Raw genomic sequence first — 17,427 nt, 5'->3', positions numbered from 1 at the left:
GCGACAGATTGCGCTTCCGGGCATAATCGCCTTTATTGCAGCGCAGCATCCAGGGGGAATACGTGCCTATGTCCGAAAATCAGTTCCGCAAGCCCGTTCGCAAGGCCGTGTTTCCGGTTGCCGGCCTCGGCACCCGGTTCCTGCCCGCGACCAAGGCTATCCCCAAGGAACTGCTGCCGATCGTCGACCGCCCGCTGATCCAGTACGCGGTGGACGAAGCACGCGAAGCCGGGATCGAGGAATTCGTGTTCGTCACCGGTCGCGGCAAGACCGCCATCGTCGAGCATTTTGACACCGCCTACGAACTCGAAGCGACGATGACCGGTCGCGGCAAGTCGCTCGAGCCGCTCGAGGCGACGCGGATGCGGCCCGGCAACCTGACCACCGTGCGCCAGCAAGTGCCGCTTGGCCTTGGCCACGCGGTGTGGTGCGCGCGCGCCGTGATCGGCGACGAGCCTTTCGCGATCTTCCTTCCCGACGAGCTGATGTACGGCAAGCCCGGCTGCATGGCGCAGATGATCGAGGCCTACAATCAGGTGGGCGGCAACCTGGTCTCGGTGCTCGAAGTGCCGCGCGACGAGGTCTCCAGTTATGGCGTGATCGCACCGGGCGCCACGCTAGACGCGCTTGGCGGCACGCTGACCGAGGTCAAGGGCCTGGTCGAAAAGCCCAAAGTCGACGAGGCGCCTTCGAACCTGATCGTCTCGGGCCGCTATATCCTCCAGCCCGAGGTCATGGGCCTGCTCGAAAATCAGGGCAAGGGCGCAGGCGGCGAGATCCAGCTGACCGATTCGATGGCCAAGCTGATCGACACCCAGCCGTTCCACGCGGTGACCTTCCAGGGTCGCCGGTTCGATTGCGGATCGAAGCTCGGCTTCGTCGAGGCGACGCTGGCCATCGCGCTCGACCGCCCCGACATGGGCGACGACGTGCGCAAGATCGCGGAGCGCCTGTTGCAAGGCTGATCGCCTGACTGATCCTCCTGTCTCGATCGGGACGGGAGGACCAGCGGCTCTTGGCTATCCGCCAACGGCCGCCGACTGGATGCCCGACACGATCGCCCCGGCTCCGAACAGGATGAACACACCGATGATCACGGTCGCGCCGAAGCGCCAGTTCATCCGCCCGGTCAGCATCATGAACCCCACGGCGGCGACCGCCATCACCGCGACCGCCGTTGCGACGTTGCCCAGCAAGGTGCCCTGAAGCCAGCCGAGCGCGGCCACGATCGGCCCGCTGCCCGCCGGATCGCGCACCACGGCCTGCGCCATCGCCGTTCCGGGAGTGCCGACCAGCGCCGCAAGCGCCAGCAGGATTCGCCGGCCGCTCACTTGCGCACCGGATCGGTCAAGTGGGCCATGATGGATGCGACATAGAGCTCGGTCTCGCGAATGGCGGGGATGCCGCCTGCCTTGGTCACGCGGGCGGGACCGGCATTGTATGCGGCCAGCGCCCGTTCGATATCGCCGCCGAACGCATCGAGCTGCATCCGCAAGTAGCGTGCTCCGCCTTCCAGATTCGCCATCGGGTCGGAAGGATCCACACCCATCTGCCGCGCCGTGCCTGGCATCAACTGCGCCAGCCCCCGCGCGCCCACCGGCGATCGCGCACCGGTGTTCCAGCGGCTTTCCTGCCAGATCACCGCTTCCAGCAAGGTCGGGCTGATGTCGTACTTGGCCGCAAGCTCGGCCACCCGCGCCCGAAAGCGCTCGGGGCCAGCCGCATCCGCGACGCCGGTAAAGGAAGCCGGGTGGAAGCCGCCCCCGTCGGGCAGCAATTCAAGAGTATCCTGGTCCAGCGCGCCGGCACTGATCTCCGAGACCGATGGCGAAGGGCCGCCCGACACCCAGCGTACGCCCGCAGCCTCGACCTGCAGTACATCGGCGCTGGCCACGCCCGGCGCGGCGAGCGCCAACACGGCCACGACCGAGGCCATGAATTGCTTGGTCATGTAAAAAACAGCCCCGATCCGCCATATGTCCCGCAACAGGAGATACCGCGAACATAGCTAACAACTCAAGCCGCCAGTGGTCCGTACGAAACCTGAGACAGCCGAATCGAGAAGGAGCACCCCAAGCGACCAATTCTGGCGGAAGTTTGCGCCTTGGCGCTGCACGCGACGCACCATCTTGGGAAAGAATGGTGCTGCTAGGGAGGATTGAACTCCCGACCTCGTCATTACCAATGACGCGCTCTACCACTGAGCTACAGCAGCGTGCATCCGGCCAGCCTGTCGGCCTGCCGGGCAGAGGCGCGCTTTGTGAGTATGATGGGGAATTGTCAAGCGCGCCTTGCAGTTGGTGGACCGGCGCGGCATGTCGATTCCATGGCCAAGCCGATCGATCATGCTGCCCGCGAAGAGCGTCTCGCCGCCAAGCTGCGCGAGAACCTGCGTCGCCGCAAGGCCCAGGCCCGCGCGCTGGATGGTTCAAGCGTCCGGGCCTCTGACGGTCCTTCACGCGAAAACGACTCGGCTGCTCTTTCCAAGCAGGCCCCGGAAAGCTAGGGCCAGCGCTCTTTTACAAGTCCTTTCACCAAGGAGCGTGCCCTTTGCCCCGCCTGATCCTTGTCCGCCACGGCCAGAGCCAGTGGAATCTCGAGAATCGTTTCACCGGCTGGTGGGACGTCGACCTGACTGAAAAGGGCGAAGCGGAAGCGCGCGCCGCCGGCACGCTGCTGCGTGAAAAGGGCATACTGCCCGACGTCGCCTTCACCTCGTTCCAGACCCGCGCGATCCGCACGCTGCACTTCGCGCTGGAAGCCGCCAGCCTGCTGTGGATCCCTGAGACCAAGGACTGGCGCCTGAACGAGCGGCATTATGGCGGCCTCACCGGGCTCGACAAGGCCGAGACCGCAGCCAAGCATGGCGACGATCAGGTCAAGATCTGGCGCCGCAGCTTCGACATTCCGCCGCCGGTGCTCGAATCGGGCTCGGAGTTCGATTTGGCCGCAGATGACCGTTATGCCGGCATCGCGATCCCCAGCACCGAAAGCCTGAAGGACACGATCGCGCGCGTCCTGCCGTACTACGAAGGCTCGATCGTGCCGCACCTGAAGGCCGGGGCCACTGTGCTGGTCGCCGCGCACGGCAATTCGCTGCGGGCGCTGGAAAAGCATCTGTCGAACATCTCCGACGACGAGATCACCGGACTCGAGATCCCGACCGGACAGCCGATCGTGTACGAACTCGACGACGAACTGGCCGTGACCGATCGCTACTATCTGTCGGAGCGGTGAGATGACCTCGGCGGCGCTCGTCGCGCCCATGGTCGCAATCGTCATGGGCAGTCAGTCCGACTGGCCGACGATGCAACGCGCCGCCGAAATGCTCGACAAACTGGGCGTCGCCTATGACGCCCGCATCGTCTCGGCCCACCGTACGCCCGACCGTCTCGTCGCTTTCGCCAAGGGCGCGGCGGATGAGGGCTTCAAGGTGGTGATCGCCGGCGCCGGCGGTGCCGCGCATCTGCCCGGCATGGTCGCCAGCATGACCCATCTGCCGGTGCTGGGCGTGCCGGTGCAGTCGAAGGCCCTCTCCGGGCAAGACAGCCTGCTCTCGATCGTGCAGATGCCTGCCGGAATACCCGTGGGCACGCTGGCGATCGGCGAAGCCGGCGCCGCGAACGCCGGGCTGCTGGCCGCCGCGATCCTCGCCACCGCCGACGAGGCGCTCGCCGAACGGCTCAAGGTCTTCCGCGCCGAACAGTCCGCCAGCGTCGCCGAAAAGCCGGCATGATCGCTCCGGGCGAAACGATCGGCATCCTGGGCGGCGGGCAACTTGGCCGCATGCTGGCGATGGCGGCGGCCCAGCTTGGCTATCGCTGCCACATCTTCGCGCCGGAAAACGATTCCATCGCCGCCGAGGTCAGTGCGGCGTTCACCTGCGCCGACTGGTCCGATACCGCAGCGATGGCCGGTTTCGCCGCCGATTGCGCGGTGATCACTTACGAATTCGAGAACGTACCGGTCACGCCGTTGCTGGCGCTTCGCACCGTTCCTCTCCATCCCCACCCGCGCGCGCTCGAAACCGCGCAGGATCGGTTGAGCGAAAAGCGGTTCGTCACCGAACTGGGTGGCAGGCCTGCCCCATTCGCCGCGGTCGATACGCCCGCCGAGCTCGATGCCGCCATCGCACACATCGGCCTGCCCGGCATCCTCAAGACTCGGCGCGACGGCTATGACGGCAAGGGCCAGTGGCGCATACAGGCGCCCGGCGACGCCGATGCGCTCGACCCGCCGTCGCAGCCGTTGATCTACGAGGGCTTCGTCGAATTCGAAGCCGAGTTTTCCGTCATCCTGTGCCGGGGCCAGGATGGCGACGTGCGGTTCTTCGATTCGGCCCGCAATCGCCACGTCAGCGGCATTCTCGCCCGCTCGTCGGTCCCCGCCGGACAACCCATCAGCGATCAGGTCGACGAAGCGCGTGCGCTGTCCGCCAAGGTCGCCGAGGCACTCGATTATGTCGGCGTGCTGACCCTCGAATTCTTCGCCACCGCCAATGGCCCGGTATTCAACGAGATGGCGCCACGCGTCCACAACTCGGGCCACTGGACCATCGAGGGCGCGGTCACCTCGCAGTTCGAAAATCATATCCGCGCGATCTGCGGGCTCCCGCTTGGCGACACCGGCCTTGCCGCCACGGCGGTCGAGATGCGCAACGTCATCGGCGATGCCGCCGAGGACTGGCCGACGATCCTCGCCGATCCCTGCAGCCACCTGCACCTCTACGGCAAGGCCGCCGCGCGCCCCGGCCGCAAGATGGGTCACGTCACGCGCCTGACGTTCGCATGAGCGCGATCGTGTTCGTCTATGCCCGCGCCGCGAACGGCGTGATCGGTCGCGACGGCACCCTGCCCTGGCACCTTCCCGTTGATCTCAAGCGGTTCAAGGCGCTCACCACCGGCAAGCCGATGATCATGGGCCGCAAGACCTTCGAAAGCTTTTCGTCGCCGCTGCCGGGTCGCCGTCATATCGTGTTGACCCGCGATGCGCGCTGGAATGCCGCCGGCGCCGAGGTGGCGCACTCGCCCGACGATGCCGTGGCCATGGCGAACGCAGACGAGATCGCCGTGATCGGCGGCGCCGAGGTCTTCGCGCTGTTCGCAAATCGGGTGACTCGCATCGAAGCGACGGAGATTCACGCGGACTATCCCGGCGATACGACGATGCCCGCGCCCGGCCCCGATTGGCGCGAACTGAGCCGCGAGGAGCATGCTGCCCAAGATGGCAGGCCCGGCTACGCTTTCGTGACGCTCGCGCGCCTCTTATAGGCGTTGCGATGATTCGCCTCGATCACCGCGAGCCCATGCCCGAAGCCCTGCGCGGCGCGATCCTCGCGCTGGGGAACTTCGACGGCTTCCACCAGGGCCACCAGGCCGTCGTCGGCGAAGCGATCCGCTGGGCGCGGGCCGAGGGACGGCCGGCGATCGTCGCCACGTTCGACCCCCATCCGGTTCGTTTTTTCAAGCCCGATGCCGAACCGTTCCGGCTGACCACGCTCGACCAGCGCGAGGCGCTGTTCGCCGCCGCCGGGGCCGATGCGATGCTGGTGTTCCACTTCGACGCCGTGATCGCCGGGATGCCGGCCGAACGCTGGGTCCGCGAGATCATCCACGAACACCTCGCCATTGCCGGCGTCACCACGGGTGAGGATTTCGTGTTCGGCAAGGATCGCAGCGGCACCGCCGCCTCGCTGCAGGCGCTGGGCGAGCCGCTCGGTATCGCCACGCGCGCGGTGGGCGGCGTGTCGGACGCCGAAGGGCCGATCTCGTCCAGCCGCATCCGCGCCGCACTGCGCGCCGGCGACTGCGAAACCGCCGCCCGCCTGCTCACCCGTCCGTTCGCGGTGCGTGGCATCGTCCAGCATGGCGACAAGCTGGGCCGCACGATCGGCTACCCTACCGCCAACTTACCGCTGGGTACCTACTTGCGCCCCCGCTACGGCATCTATGCGGTGACCGGGAGACTGCCCGATGGCCGCGTGCTCGACGGCGCCGCCAACATCGGCATCCGCCCCACGTTCGATCCGCCCAAGGAACTGCTCGAACCGTACTTCTTCGATTTCTCCGGCGATCTGTACGGGCAAGAGATCGAAGTCGCGTTTCACCACTTTCTGCGACCCGAAGCGAAGTTCGACAGTCTCGATGCGCTAACCGACCAAATGGAGCGCGATTGCGACGAGGCGCGGCGGCTGCTTGCCCTGGCCTGACCCGGTTCGGCGCATGTCACGCCTGAACGGGCGCGTCTGCGATCGCTTCATGGGATCTTAACCACGATGCGGCACTCCCGCTGCGTCCCGAGCCACGGGACGATGGAGATGCGCTGTCGATGGCTGGTTGGTTTCTCACCCGCGAAGAGCATCCCGGCGACGCTGAGACCGCACTCGACACCGCGCGGGCGCAGTTCGCTCGCCATGGTTTCACCAACTTGCAGGAAAAGCGGTTCGCCGGCTGGGCCCTGATCCACGCGCCCTACATCGTCGGCGGGCCGTCCTTGTTCTTCGAAGAGATCAACGGTGATTTCGCGCTCGCCGCAGGCACCCTGGCCTACGATGGATTGACCGGTCCTGCCGCCTTGCGCCAGCTGCTGGCCGAGGCGAAGCCACCGCAGTTCGACTGGGCCCGTCTCGCCGGCCAATTCGCGCTCATCCTCCATCGCGGTGGACGAACCTTCATCGCCACTGATTTCTTCGGCGCGTTCCAGCTTTATCACGACGCCGGGCACACCCTGTTCTCGACCTCGTTCCTCACTGCCGCGACGGTGTTGCCGCAAGTCAGCTTCGACGCTCAGGGGCTTTATGAATATGCCGTGCAAGCCGCAGTCCTGGGCGACGACACGGTGCTGGCCGAGCTCAAGCGCCTGGGACCGAACCAGGTCGTCGAGCTTTCACAGCGAGGCGCAACCTTCCATGCCGTATCCAAGCCGCTGCCGACGGCCCCCACCGTGGAGCCCTTGGCCGAACGCGTCGCCAGTCAGGCTGCCTTGCTGCGCAACGTCGTGGGCGAACAGGTCAGCCACTTCGGCGACCTGGTGCAATGCCCGTTATCCGGCGGGCTCGATTCGCGGCTGGTCTATGCGGTGCTGCGCTCCCTCGGCTGTACGCCGCAGGTCTATGTCTACGGCTGGCCGATCAGCGAGGACGTGAAGATAGCGCAGCAGATCGGCGCGGCGGAGGGCTTCGCGGTCGAATGGATCGACAAGGACGCCTATCGCGAAATCACCCCCGACGCGTTTCCCGAGCAAGTCGCCCGCAATTTCGAGGAGAACGATGGCCTGCCCAACTTCGGTGGGCTGTTCGACAACGGCGGCAACTCCTACGCCCGCGACCGTCGCCACCGCGACGGCGCGCTGACCATCTCGGGCGGCGCGGGTGAGATCTATCGCGACTTCTTCTTCCTGCCCGATCGCCCCTTGCGTGTCGCCGATGTCGCCGACAGCTTCTTCGCCCGGTACGACCGCCGCGACATGACCGCAGCTTTCGACGGCGGCGCCTTCCTGCGCCGGATCCGCGACAAGATGCTCGAGGCGCTGGAGCGGCCCGGCGACACCGGCGTCCTGCCTCGCACCCTGATCGAGCAGCTCTACCCGCGCTTTCGCGGCCGCAGCCTGTTCGGGCGCGAATTGAGCGTCGAAGCGCGCTACAGCCCCTACACCTTTCCTTTCCTCGACCAGCGCGTGGTGGCCGAAGCGATGACCCTGCCCATGCCGCTCAAGCGTGCGGGCGTGTTCGAGGCGGCCTTGCTCAACGCGATCGATCCGGTGCTGGCGGCGCGGCCTTCCGCCTATGGCCACCACTTCGCCGAGCCTCCGAGCCGGCGCCATCGCTTCGACGAATGGGCGACGCGCATCCGTCCGATCTGGCTGCGCAAGAACAGCTATGCCATCCAGCGGCGTCTCAAGCCGCTCGGCGACGAGCATGGCGGCCTGCACGCCGATGAGTACATGGGCCAAGTGATCGATCTCGATTACCCGGTGATGCGCCGCTGGTTCGACGTCGACGCGGTCACCGACAGCGGGCTCAAGCGCCGCATCGCCCTGCTCGAATATCTCGCCACCTATCTTGGGTCACGATTGGTACGGTGAGTGTCCAGCCTTGGCACACGGCGGCAACCAACTTGCCGCAAAGGATGCCAAGCACCTGCGCGTGTGGTTATGCACGCTACAACCGTTGGAGAATCCCCGCCGTGCGTCTGCCCATCCTCGCCACCGTCATGTTCCTGACCGCCGGGCCGGCGATGGCCCAGTCGACGGCGCCGTTCTTCGTATCCGAGAGTGGCAAGGGATTCGGCAGCCTGACCGAGGCGGTGAACGCGATCGGCGACGGTGACGGCACCATCCTCATCGCTCCCGGCCGCTACGCCGATTGCGCGGTGCAGGCCGCGGGCCGCGTCGCGTTCGTCGCGCGCCAGCCCGGCACCGTAACTTTCGACGGCGGCGTCTGCGAGGGTAAGGCCACGCTGGTACTGCGAGGCCGCGGGGCGCACGTGCAAGGCATTCGCTTCACGCATCAGGTCGTGCCCGATGGCAATGGTGCGGGCATCAGGCTCGAACAGGCCAACCTGACGGTCGTCGGCTCCACATTCATCGATGCGCAGTGCGGCATTCTTTCGGGCGACGAAGCCTCGACCAACACCGTCACCGTCGATCGCTCTACTTTCGCCGGCCTTGGCAAGGATCCGCGCGGCAATGGCGCGCACGCCATGTATATCGGTCGGGTCCGCTCGCTCAAGGTGACCAACTCGCGCTTCGAACGCGGCACCGGCGGTCATTACATCAAGAGCCGCGCGCCCAACATCGAAGTGCTCGACAGCAGCTTCGACGACAGCCGCGGCACGATGACGAACTACATGATCGATCTGCCGAACGGCGCCGTCGGCCGGATTGCCGGAAACGCCTTCGTCAATGGCTTGGGCAAGGAGAACCGCACGACCTTCATCTCGGTCGCACCCGAAGGCCGCGAGAACACGTCGGCAGGCCTGGTGATCGAGAACAACAAGGCCTGGCTGGTCCCGAACTACCCATGGCAGACCGCATTCGTCGCCAACTGGACCAGCGACCAGATTATCGAGCGCAACAACACGCTGGCCCCCGGCATCACCCGCACCAGGCGCATGGCGGACAGCGGCGCGCGCCAGCTGCTGCGGATGGCATACAACTACGTCCACGACAAAGCGCTCGACCTGCTCAAGGCTTAAGGCGAGATCGGCGACCGATGTGTTTGGAATGGTGCACCCGACAGGATTCGAACCTGTGACCTCTGCCTTCGGAGGGCAGCGCTCTATCCAGCTGAGCTACGGGTGCAACGGTCGGGCGACTAGCAGAGGGCTGCGGCCGATGCCAGCGGCTTTTCAAGCGATGCAGGCTGGGCTCGCACCGCTCATGGGACGATCCACCAGCGGCCATTAGCTTTTTGGCAAGCCTGGTTCGCTAGCTTGCGCCACTATGGACGCATCTGCGATCGACTTGAACGAGGCCCGGCCGTTTCCTGGCCGCAGGCATCCTATGGGGATCGAAACACCAACAGCCAGCGTACCCATGGCGCTCACCACCGCTTGGTCGGCGATCCATGAGGCTGCGACCACCGTGGGGGTGATCGCCCGGATCGACATGGCTCATCTTTCCCTTCTGATCGATCGCGGATTACAAGTTACGATAGGCCCATGCGCCGATGCAGCCCTGCGGGATGACATGCAGGATCTGGCCGATGTTCTGCAGCGTGGTATCGCCGCACTGCTATATGCCCATACCAGCGGCGGTTCTCCCGATGCTGCGGCGCGTGCGTTGTGGGCAGATTTTCTTGCGGCAAGAGACGCCATTTCGACGCGGCTTGCTTAGGTGAGTACGCATCAGCTCGTCTGAGAGGTTGCAAGTTCCCGCTATGTTCTTAATGCGGGTGGCATGACGTTACACGACTCGCGTGCCTATCCGGCCATACCCGTGCGGCCCTCGCCAACCACTTACGTCGCCAGCGATGTGATGCGCGGCATCTGCCGCCTTTTCGCGCGCAACGACATCTGGTGCGTGCCCGAGATGCCGCTGCGTTGTGGTCGGCGCGCCGATCTGATGGGCATCGACGCCAAGGGTGCCATCATCATAGTCGAGGTTAAGGTGAGCCGAGCCGATCTGCTGGGCGACGCCAAATGGACCGACTACCTCGATTATTGCGACAGGTTCTACTGGGGTCTCGCGCCGAGCCTAGACCGTGCCTGTCTCGAGAGCGAAGCGTTTCTGCCGGGTCGGTGCGGCCTCATTGTCGCCGACGGCTACGACGCCGAGATCCTTCGTCCTGCGTCAACCCGCAAGCTTGCCGCGCCGCGGCGCAAGGTCGAAATCGAACGGCTTGCCCGCACATCGATGCGCCGCCTCGTCACCGGAGCCGACCCCCATACGATACAATGGGGCGCAAGCGACTGACGGCTCATCGCTGGTTGGCATCGAGGTTTGAGCGCCGATGGCGGGATCGCGAGTGGCTCTGGGCAAGCGCATCGGTGTGCACCGGCACTGGCTTTGCGGTGCTCTGCTGACGAGCCGGCGCTGAGCAGAACCAGCGGGCACAGACACCGACGCAGGATCGCAATAGCAAGTAAAGCAGCCCCGATCCGGCGACAGGGCGTGATGGGACTTTACGAGGCGTAGTGGCCGGATCGTGCGATGCTCTAACGATCGCGATGCGTTGGCGCCGTACCAATACGCGATCGGACTTTGCCGATGATCTGCAGCTTGTCAGGCGCTGAAAGCCTGGACCAGACGGTAATCTCTTCGAGGGTACGAAAGCAGCCGCTGCAGTGATCCGTCGCATCATCGATCCGGCACACGCCGGTACACGGCGACAGAACATCAGCGATCATGGTGTGAACATCGGTACGGTACCCGCGGTCCGTTTGTGAGGACGGCTCGTATGTCCATCACCAATACAAAACGCCCCTGCCATCTCAAGGATGGCAGGGGCGCTGCATGTTCCGCCTGGGTGGCCTTGATCAGGCCGCCTTCTTCTTCTTTTCGTACCAGATGTTCTTGTACGACATGAAGCCGAGTACGGTGGCGAAGAGCAGGAAGCCCAGCACTGGCCAACCGGTCTGCTTGCGCTTCTCGAGCTTGGGCTCGGCCGTCCAGATCAGGAAGGCACTTACGTCCTTGGACATCTGGTCGACCGTGGCCTTGGTACCGTCGCTGTAGGACACCTGCCCGGTGCTGGTCAGCGGCGGCGGCATCGCCAGGTTCAGGTTTGCGAAGTACGGGTTGTAGTGCAGACCCGGAGGCGTCTTGGCATCCGGGAATTCCTTCAGCAGCGCGGCGGGTTGCTTCTGGTAGCCGGTCAGCAGCGAATAGACATACGGACCGCCATCGTGACGCGCCTTTGTCATCAGCGAGAGATCCGGCGGAACCGCGTTATTGTTTGCAGCGCGCGCGGCGATGTCGTTGGCGAACGGCTTGGGGAAGTAGTCAGTGGGCATGCCCGGACGCATCGCATCCTCGCCCGTGTTGGGATCGGTGCCGGGAACCTGGAAGCCCTTGGCGATCGCCTTCACTTCCGGGTCGCTGTAGCCCAGCGCCGTGAGGTCGCGGAAGGCGACGTGGCTGAGCGAGTGGCAGGCCGAGCAGACTTCTTTGTACACCTGGAAGCCGCGCTGCAGCTGCTGGCGGTCGAACTTGCCGAACGCGCCGTCGCTGGAGAAGCTGACTTCCTTGGGGTGCAGGTGGAACTCGTGCTCGGCGGTCACCGGCGCGGGTTCGGTGATCTCGGTGTAGGCGCCGTTGGCGAACGACCACGCGAGGCCGACTGTGAAGAACAGTCCGACGAGGATGGAGATGATGCGGATCATGGCGTTATTTCCGTCTCGATCGGGTCAGGCGTGGCTGTGGTCGGGGGTCGAGGTCGTGCCGGGAAACGGCGCGGTCGGGCTCGCCATCAGCGGCACGTTCTCATCCTTGCCGAGCACGGCGTCGGTGATCGAGAACGGCAGCGGATCGGGACGCTCGATGGCCGACACGATCGGCACGATGATCAGGAAATGCGCGAAGTAGTAGATCGCGGCGATCTGGCTGATCATCACGAAAGGCTCCGCAGCCGGCGCGCCGCCGCAATAGCCCAGGATGAGCGCGTCGACGACGAGCGCCCAGAAGAACTTGCGATACAGCGGACGGTACGCACCCGAGCGAACCGGCGAACGGTCGAGCCAGGGCATGAAGAACCACACCAGGATCGCGCTGAACATGGCGAGCACGCCCATCAGCTTGGCCGGGATGAAGAAGAAGTCCGAGGTGAAGGCGCGCAGGATCGCGTAGAATGGCCAGAAGTACCATTCGGGCACGATGTGCGCCGGTGTGCTCATCGGGTTGGCCGGAATGTAGTTGTCCGGGTGCCCGAGGTAGTTCGGAAAGAAGAACAGCACCAGGCAGTAGAGGAACGCGAACGCGCCCACGGCCCAACCGTCCTTCGCGACGAAGTAGGGGTAGAACGGCACGGTATCGCTCTCGGTCTTCACTTCGACGCCGGTCGGGTTCGACGAGCCGGGGATGTGCAGCGCCCAGATATGCAGGATGACGACACCCAGGATCACGAACGGCAGCAGGAAGTGAAGCGAGAAGAAGCGGTTGAGCGCGGCGTTGTCGGGCGCGAAGCCACCCAGCAGCCACTGTTGCAGCGGTTCGCCGACGAACGGAATGGCGCTGAACAGGCCGGTGATGACCTTGGCGCCCCAGAAGCTCATCTGACCCCAGGGAAGGACGTAGCCCATGAAGGCGGTGGCCATCATCAGCAGGAAGATGGTGACGCCCAGCAGCCACACCATTTCGCGCGGAGCCTTGTACGAACCGTAGAAGAAGCCGCGGAAGATGTGGATGTAGATGACAACGAAGAAGGCCGAGGCACCGTTGGCATGCGCGTAGCGCAGCATCCAGCCCCAGTTGACGTCGCGCATGATGTGCTCGACGCTGTCGAAGGCCACGCCCGCGTTGGCGGCATAGTGCATCGCCAGGACCACGCCGGTGACGATCTGCAGCATCAGGCAGAGACCCGCCAGGATACCGAAGTTCCAGAAGTAGTTCAGGTTGCGCGGAACCGGATAGCCGGCGCCCAGCGAATTGTAGACCAGACGCGGAAGCGGCAGCTTCTCGTCCACCCACCGCATGAACGGATTTACCGGCTTGTATTCTTGGGCCCAGGGAAAGCTCATGATGGTCTACCTCAGCCGATCTTGACGACGGTGTCGGACGTGAATTCGTACGTCGGAACCTCGAGGTTCTTCGGTGCGGGGCCCTTGCGAATGCGCGCGGCGGTGTCGTAGGTCGAGCCGTGGCAGGGGCAGAAGTAGCCGCCGAACTCGCCCTTGGTTTCGCCTTCACCGGCGCCTAGCGGAACGCACCCCAGATGGGTGCAGACACCCATGGTGATGAGCCAGTTCTCCTTGCCCTCCTTGGTCCGCTCGGCGAGCGTCTGCGGATCGCGCAGGGAGGAGATGGGAACCGCGTTGGCTTCGGCGATTTCCTTGGCAGTCAAGTTGCGGATGAACACGGGCTGCTTGCGAAACACGCCCTTGATAGCCTGGCCGGACTTGATCGACGAGATATCGATTTCGGTCGAGGAGGCGGCCAGAACGTCGGACGAGGCCGACATCTGGCTGATCAGCGGGTAGAGGATCGATACGCCGGCGACGCCCGCGGCGCTGACCGCGGCGATGTTGATGAAGTCGCGTCGCCGCACTCCATCGCCGGTGACCAGGTCCGGTCCCGTGACCAGATCCGGGGAGCCCGTGACCGCTTCTTCTGCCATGTTCGCCCTTGCCCTACTCTCGTAGACTTCTCGATGCCTGCAACCGAACCCGGCGCCAAGCGAAATTCCTAGTCGGTGGTGGCTGTGAATACCCGAATGCCGCCCACAGCCGGACGCACGGGAACCCCGAGCCGACGCCGACTTGGCGCGCTGATAGCTGCGATTGCGCCACCTGCCAACCGCCTTTTTGGCAAGACGGACGGTGACTTCAGCCGATCGCGATCAGGGAAATCTGACGTCCATACGACGCTTCACCCTGGTGACAGGCGCGCCGATACGAGAAGAAGCGGCCCGGTGCCCCATACGTGTCGAGCCCCAGGCGCTCGACCTGCCCGACCCCGGCAGCGCGCAATCGGGCGGCCACGTAGCCTTCGAGATCAAACTGCCAGTGCCCGGCCCGGCCGGCTTCGAACCAAACGAGATTGTTCGGATCTTCGTCGAGAAACCGACTCTGGAAAGCGTCATCCACTTCGTAGCTTGCCTGCGCGATGCATGGCCCCACCACGGCGGCGATCCTGGCGCGATGGGCGCCGAGCTGCTCCATCGCCTCCACGGTGGCGTCGGTGATGCCGCCGATCGCCCCTTTCCAACCGGCATGTGCGGCACCGACCACGCCAGCCTCGCGATCGGCCAGCAACACCGGCGCGCAGTCCGCCGTGAGGATACCCAGCACGATGCCCGGACGATCGGTGACCAGCGCATCGGCATGCGGACGATCGGCATCGCCCCAGGGATCCGAGACGATCACGCATTGCGCTGAATGGACCTGATAGGCGGTGACCAGCTGATGCCCGGGGGCAACGATCGCGATCGCGCGCCGCCGATTCTCGGCGATCGCCTCGGGATCATCGCCGGAACCAATACCGACGTTGAGACCGGCGACCGCGCCCTGCGAAACGCCCCCGCGCCGACCGAGGAAAGCGTGCGCGATACTCTGCAGACAAGGGGCGCGTACCGCCTCGACCGCTTCGTCGGCAGGCTCAGCCAAGGCTTTTGCCGACTTGTTCCCTGACGTCGGGGGACAACGAGGGCTGTGCCGCGATCTGCTCGAGCTCGGCACGCATGAGCGCCGCGCGACCCGGCTCTACCCGCCGCCACCGCCCCAAGGAGGGGACGAAGCGTGCAGCCGTCTGCGGGTTGATCGGGTCGAGCCGACGGATCAGGTCGCCGATCATGCGATAGCCCTCGCCGCTTGCAGTGTGGAACGCCTTCGCGTTGACGGCGAGGGCCATGTAAAGCGCCCGCACCCTGTTGGGATTGTTCATGGTGAAGTCGGGATGCCCCGCCAGCGCCTTGACGTGATCGAGCACCTTGGGGTGCAGCGATCCCGCCTGCAAAGAGAACCACTTGTCGATCACCAGCGCGTTGCCGGCATAGCGGCCATGGAAATCGGCCAATGCCTCGGCGCGTTCGGGACCGTCGAGCCCGGACAGGACCATCAACGCGCCCTGGCGATCGGTCATGTTGTCCGCCGCGCGATACTGCGCGATACCACGCCGCCGAGCTTCTTCGGGAACCCCGGCCGCCAGGTAGATCAGCGCCTGCGTCTTGAGCTTGCGAGCGCCCCGCGCTTGCGCCTCGCGCGAGTATGGCACGGTCCGAACGCGATCGTGCAGGCTGATGAACTGCGCCTCCAGCTGCTTGCCGATCCAGGCCTTCAGCCCCTCGCGCTCGGCGTGGATGGCCGTCGGATCGGCGACCAGGAACTGTTCTGCCAGATACCCTTCCGCCGGCAGGATCAGCAACTCGCCACGCATCAGATCATCCAGCGATTCATCCGCCAGAACCGAGGCGAAAGCCTGAACGATCGCCGCACGGTCGCGATCGCGTGCCGGCGCGTCGAGGTTGCCGCTCAACGCCGCGATCAGGTGACGCACGACCAGACTTTGCATGGCCTCGTACCGGGCGAACGCATCGTCGTCCCTGGCGGCGAGGAACACCAGGTCTTCGACCGGCCGATCGAACTCGATCGCGACCGGCGCCGAAAAACCACGATTTAGCGATAGCACCGGCGGGCGCGCGTGGCCGGTGAAGGTGAAACTCTGCTCCGCCTGGTCGAGCACGATCAGCTGCTCACCGGTATGCGTACCGCTCTCGCGATCGAACAGCGCCAGCTTCAGCGGGATCGGCACCGGCTGCTTTTCAGGCTGGCTCGGCGTCGGTGGCACGATCTGGCTGAGCTTGAGGGTGACCTCATCGCCGCGATAGGTGACAGCGGCTGTCACTTGCGGGGTACCGGCCTGCGAGTACCACAAGCGGAACTGCGCAAGGTCCAGGCCCGCGCCATCCTCGATCGCTTTCACGAAATCCTCGCACGTCGCCGCTTCGCCGTCGTGCCGATCGAAGTACAGGTCGGTGCCGGCGCGAAAGCGCTCGGGCCCGGCCATGGTGCGCATCATGCGAATCACCTCGGCGCCCTTGTTGTAGATCGTCGCGGTGTAGAAGTTGCTGATCTCCTGATACGAATCGGGGCGAATCGGATGCGCGAGCGGACCTGAGTCCTCGGGATATTGCGCCGAGCGCAGCACCCGCACATCCTCGATCCGCTTGACCGCCGGGCTGCCCATGGCCGCGCTGAACATCTGGTCGCGCAGGACGGTGAAGCCTTCCTTGAGGCTGAGCTGGAACCAGTCGCGGCAGGTCACGCGATTACCCGACCAGTTGTGGAAGTATTCGTGCCCGATCACGCCCTCGATCGCGTCGTAGTCGCCATCGGTGGCGGTTTCGGGGTCGGCCAGGACGTAGCGCGTGTTGAAGACGTTGAGGCCCTTGTTCTCCATCGCGCCCATGTTGAAGTCGGACACCGCGACGACGTTGAACAGGTCGAGGTCGTACTCGCGCCCGAACGCGTCCTCGTCCCACTTCATCGAATGCTTGAGCGATTCCATGGCGTGGCTGGTGCGCGCCTCGTCACCCGGGCGGACCCAGATGTTGAGATCGACCTTGCGGCCCGAGCGCGTGGTGAACGTGTCATGGTTGGCGACGAGGTTGCCGGCGACGAGCGCGAACAGGTAGCTTGGCTTTGGCCAGGGATCATGCCACTCGGCCCAGTGCGTGCCGTCGGGCCCCTCGCCCTGCGCCTCGCAGTTGCCGTTCGACAGCAGGATCGGGAACGCCGCCTTGTCGCCGCTCATCCGCACGCGATAGGTGGAGAGCACGTCGGGACGATCGGGGAAGAAGGTGATGCGGCGAAAGCCTTCCGCCTCGCATTGGGTGCACAACATGCCGTGCGAGGCATAGAGACCCATCAGCTGGCTGTTGGCTGCGGGGTTCAGCAGCGTATCGACCGCGATCTCGTGCGCGTCGCCTGTAAGCGTCAGCAACAGGTCCGGGCCGTCGAGCCGCCAGTCGTGTGTGTCGTGCCCATCGATGCGTACCGCCAGCGGCGCGATCTGGTCGCCGTTGAGGCGCAGGGTATCGCTGCCGTTGCCGTCCGGATTGCGCCGCACGCTCAGCTTCGCAGTCACCTTCGCCGCGTCCAGCGACAGGGCGAAGTCGAGCGCGATCTTGGGTACGAGCCAGGGCGGTGCCTGATAATCCTCGCGGCGGATCACCGCCGGCGCGGTCGGCGGCGGGGCGGCATCGGCCGTCTGCGGGTTTTCAGGCGTGACGGAGGGTCTGCTGGCGATGTCCATGCGCGCTTAATTAAGCCTTCG

At 65.2% G+C, this 17,427-nt stretch carries 19 protein-coding genes and 2 tRNA genes; 11 read left to right on the top strand and 10 right to left on the bottom strand.

Going from position 1 to position 17,427, the window contains the following annotated elements; genetic code table 11:
* The first annotated feature begins 68 nt into the window (after positions 1–68).
* A complete protein-coding gene (locus ACXJ1Z_RS08680) occupies positions 69–965 on the top strand; it encodes a UTP--glucose-1-phosphate uridylyltransferase (RefSeq protein ID WP_463781026.1) in 897 nt (298 codons plus the stop codon).
* A 54-nt stretch (positions 966–1,019) separates the two neighbouring features.
* On the opposite strand, the gene ACXJ1Z_RS08675 is transcribed toward ACXJ1Z_RS08680, so the two are convergent.
* The 3 genes from ACXJ1Z_RS08675 to ACXJ1Z_RS08665 form a co-directional block, all read right to left on the bottom strand.
* Positions 1,020–1,331, bottom strand: a complete 312-nt coding sequence (locus tag ACXJ1Z_RS08675) for a TrbC/VirB2 family protein (RefSeq protein WP_463781025.1) — start codon at positions 1,329–1,331, stop codon at positions 1,020–1,022.
* Positions 1,328–1,951, bottom strand: coding sequence for a lytic transglycosylase domain-containing protein (locus ACXJ1Z_RS08670; RefSeq protein ID WP_463781024.1), 624 nt, complete (start codon positions 1,949–1,951; stop codon positions 1,328–1,330). The genes ACXJ1Z_RS08675 and ACXJ1Z_RS08670 overlap by 4 nt, the downstream gene beginning before the upstream one ends.
* Positions 1,952–2,140: 189 nt before the next feature.
* Positions 2,141–2,215, bottom strand: a tRNA-Thr gene (locus ACXJ1Z_RS08665).
* 111 nt (positions 2,216–2,326) lie between these two features.
* On the opposite strand from ACXJ1Z_RS08665, the gene ACXJ1Z_RS08660 reads away from it, so the two are divergent.
* The 8 genes from ACXJ1Z_RS08660 (at position 2,327) to ACXJ1Z_RS08625 (ending at position 9,194) form a co-directional block, all read left to right on the top strand.
* Positions 2,327–2,506 carry a hypothetical protein gene (locus ACXJ1Z_RS08660; protein ID WP_463781023.1) on the top strand — a complete coding sequence of 60 codons (180 nt, stop codon included), beginning with the start codon at positions 2,327–2,329 and terminating at the stop codon, positions 2,504–2,506.
* A gap of 44 nt (positions 2,507–2,550) precedes the next feature.
* Positions 2,551–3,237 (top strand): 2,3-diphosphoglycerate-dependent phosphoglycerate mutase, encoded by a 687-nt coding sequence (gene gpmA, locus ACXJ1Z_RS08655; protein ID WP_463781022.1) that lies wholly within the window; start codon positions 2,551–2,553, stop codon positions 3,235–3,237.
* A 1-nt stretch (position 3,238) separates the two neighbouring features.
* Positions 3,239–3,736: a 5-(carboxyamino)imidazole ribonucleotide mutase gene (purE, locus tag ACXJ1Z_RS08650; RefSeq protein WP_463781021.1), complete on the top strand. Its 498-nt coding sequence runs from the start codon at positions 3,239–3,241 to the stop codon at positions 3,734–3,736.
* Positions 3,733–4,791 (top strand): 5-(carboxyamino)imidazole ribonucleotide synthase, encoded by a 1,059-nt coding sequence (locus ACXJ1Z_RS08645; RefSeq protein ID WP_463781020.1) that lies wholly within the window; start codon positions 3,733–3,735, stop codon positions 4,789–4,791. The genes purE and ACXJ1Z_RS08645 overlap by 4 nt, the downstream gene beginning before the upstream one ends.
* Positions 4,788–5,270, top strand: coding sequence for a dihydrofolate reductase (locus tag ACXJ1Z_RS08640; protein WP_463781019.1), 483 nt, complete (start codon positions 4,788–4,790; stop codon positions 5,268–5,270). The genes ACXJ1Z_RS08645 and ACXJ1Z_RS08640 overlap by 4 nt, the downstream gene beginning before the upstream one ends.
* Positions 5,271–5,278: 8 nt before the next feature.
* A complete protein-coding gene (locus ACXJ1Z_RS08635; RefSeq protein ID WP_463781018.1) occupies positions 5,279–6,208 on the top strand; it encodes a bifunctional riboflavin kinase/FAD synthetase in 930 nt (309 codons plus the stop codon).
* 119 nt (positions 6,209–6,327) lie between these two features.
* On the top strand, positions 6,328–8,082 hold the full coding sequence (locus ACXJ1Z_RS08630) for an asparagine synthetase B family protein (protein ID WP_463781017.1): 1,755 nt from the start codon (positions 6,328–6,330) through the stop codon (positions 8,080–8,082).
* A 101-nt stretch (positions 8,083–8,183) separates the two neighbouring features.
* Positions 8,184–9,194 (top strand): right-handed parallel beta-helix repeat-containing protein, encoded by a 1,011-nt coding sequence (locus ACXJ1Z_RS08625; protein WP_463781016.1) that lies wholly within the window; start codon positions 8,184–8,186, stop codon positions 9,192–9,194.
* A gap of 29 nt (positions 9,195–9,223) precedes the next feature.
* Here the strand turns inward: ACXJ1Z_RS08625 and ACXJ1Z_RS08620 are convergent.
* Positions 9,224–9,300 (bottom strand) — tRNA-Arg (locus ACXJ1Z_RS08620).
* Between the two features lie 234 nt (positions 9,301–9,534).
* Here ACXJ1Z_RS08620 and ACXJ1Z_RS08615 point away from each other — a divergent pair.
* On the top strand, positions 9,535–9,834 hold the full coding sequence (locus ACXJ1Z_RS08615) for a hypothetical protein (protein ID WP_463781015.1): 300 nt from the start codon (positions 9,535–9,537) through the stop codon (positions 9,832–9,834).
* A gap of 141 nt (positions 9,835–9,975) precedes the next feature.
* Entirely contained in the window at positions 9,976–10,413 is a 438-nt protein-coding gene (locus ACXJ1Z_RS08610; protein ID WP_463781206.1) for an MmcB family DNA repair protein, read from the top strand.
* Between the two features lie 242 nt (positions 10,414–10,655).
* Here ACXJ1Z_RS08610 and ACXJ1Z_RS08605 read toward each other — a convergent pair whose 3' ends face one another.
* The 6 genes from ACXJ1Z_RS08605 to pepN all read right to left on the bottom strand — a co-directional run bounded on the left by ACXJ1Z_RS08605 (position 10,656) and on the right by pepN (position 17,406).
* Positions 10,656–10,847 (bottom strand): DUF1289 domain-containing protein, encoded by a 192-nt coding sequence (locus ACXJ1Z_RS08605; RefSeq protein ID WP_463781014.1) that lies wholly within the window; start codon positions 10,845–10,847, stop codon positions 10,656–10,658.
* 129 nt (positions 10,848–10,976) lie between these two features.
* Positions 10,977–11,822: a cytochrome c1 gene (locus ACXJ1Z_RS08600; RefSeq protein WP_463781013.1), complete on the bottom strand. Its 846-nt coding sequence runs from the start codon at positions 11,820–11,822 to the stop codon at positions 10,977–10,979.
* 24 nt (positions 11,823–11,846) lie between these two features.
* Positions 11,847–13,175: a cytochrome b gene (locus ACXJ1Z_RS08595; protein WP_463781012.1), complete on the bottom strand. Its 1,329-nt coding sequence runs from the start codon at positions 13,173–13,175 to the stop codon at positions 11,847–11,849.
* Positions 13,176–13,186: 11 nt separating this feature from the next.
* Positions 13,187–13,771, bottom strand: a complete 585-nt coding sequence (gene petA / locus ACXJ1Z_RS08590; protein WP_463781011.1) for a ubiquinol-cytochrome c reductase iron-sulfur subunit — start codon at positions 13,769–13,771, stop codon at positions 13,187–13,189.
* Positions 13,772–13,979: 208 nt separating this feature from the next.
* Positions 13,980–14,759: a peptidoglycan editing factor PgeF gene (gene pgeF, locus ACXJ1Z_RS08585; protein WP_463781010.1), complete on the bottom strand. Its 780-nt coding sequence runs from the start codon at positions 14,757–14,759 to the stop codon at positions 13,980–13,982.
* Positions 14,752–17,406 carry an aminopeptidase N gene (gene pepN, locus ACXJ1Z_RS08580; protein WP_463781009.1) on the bottom strand — a complete coding sequence of 885 codons (2,655 nt, stop codon included), beginning with the start codon at positions 17,404–17,406 and terminating at the stop codon, positions 14,752–14,754. Before pepN ends, pgeF begins: the two co-directional genes overlap by 8 nt.
* Positions 17,407–17,427: the final 21 nt, after the last annotated feature.

The sequence above is a fragment of the Novosphingobium sp. TK46 genome (genome assembly GCF_055361525.1).
The sequence above is the reverse complement of the archived record's forward strand: the minus strand, read 5'-3'. Positions and strand labels throughout refer to the sequence as shown.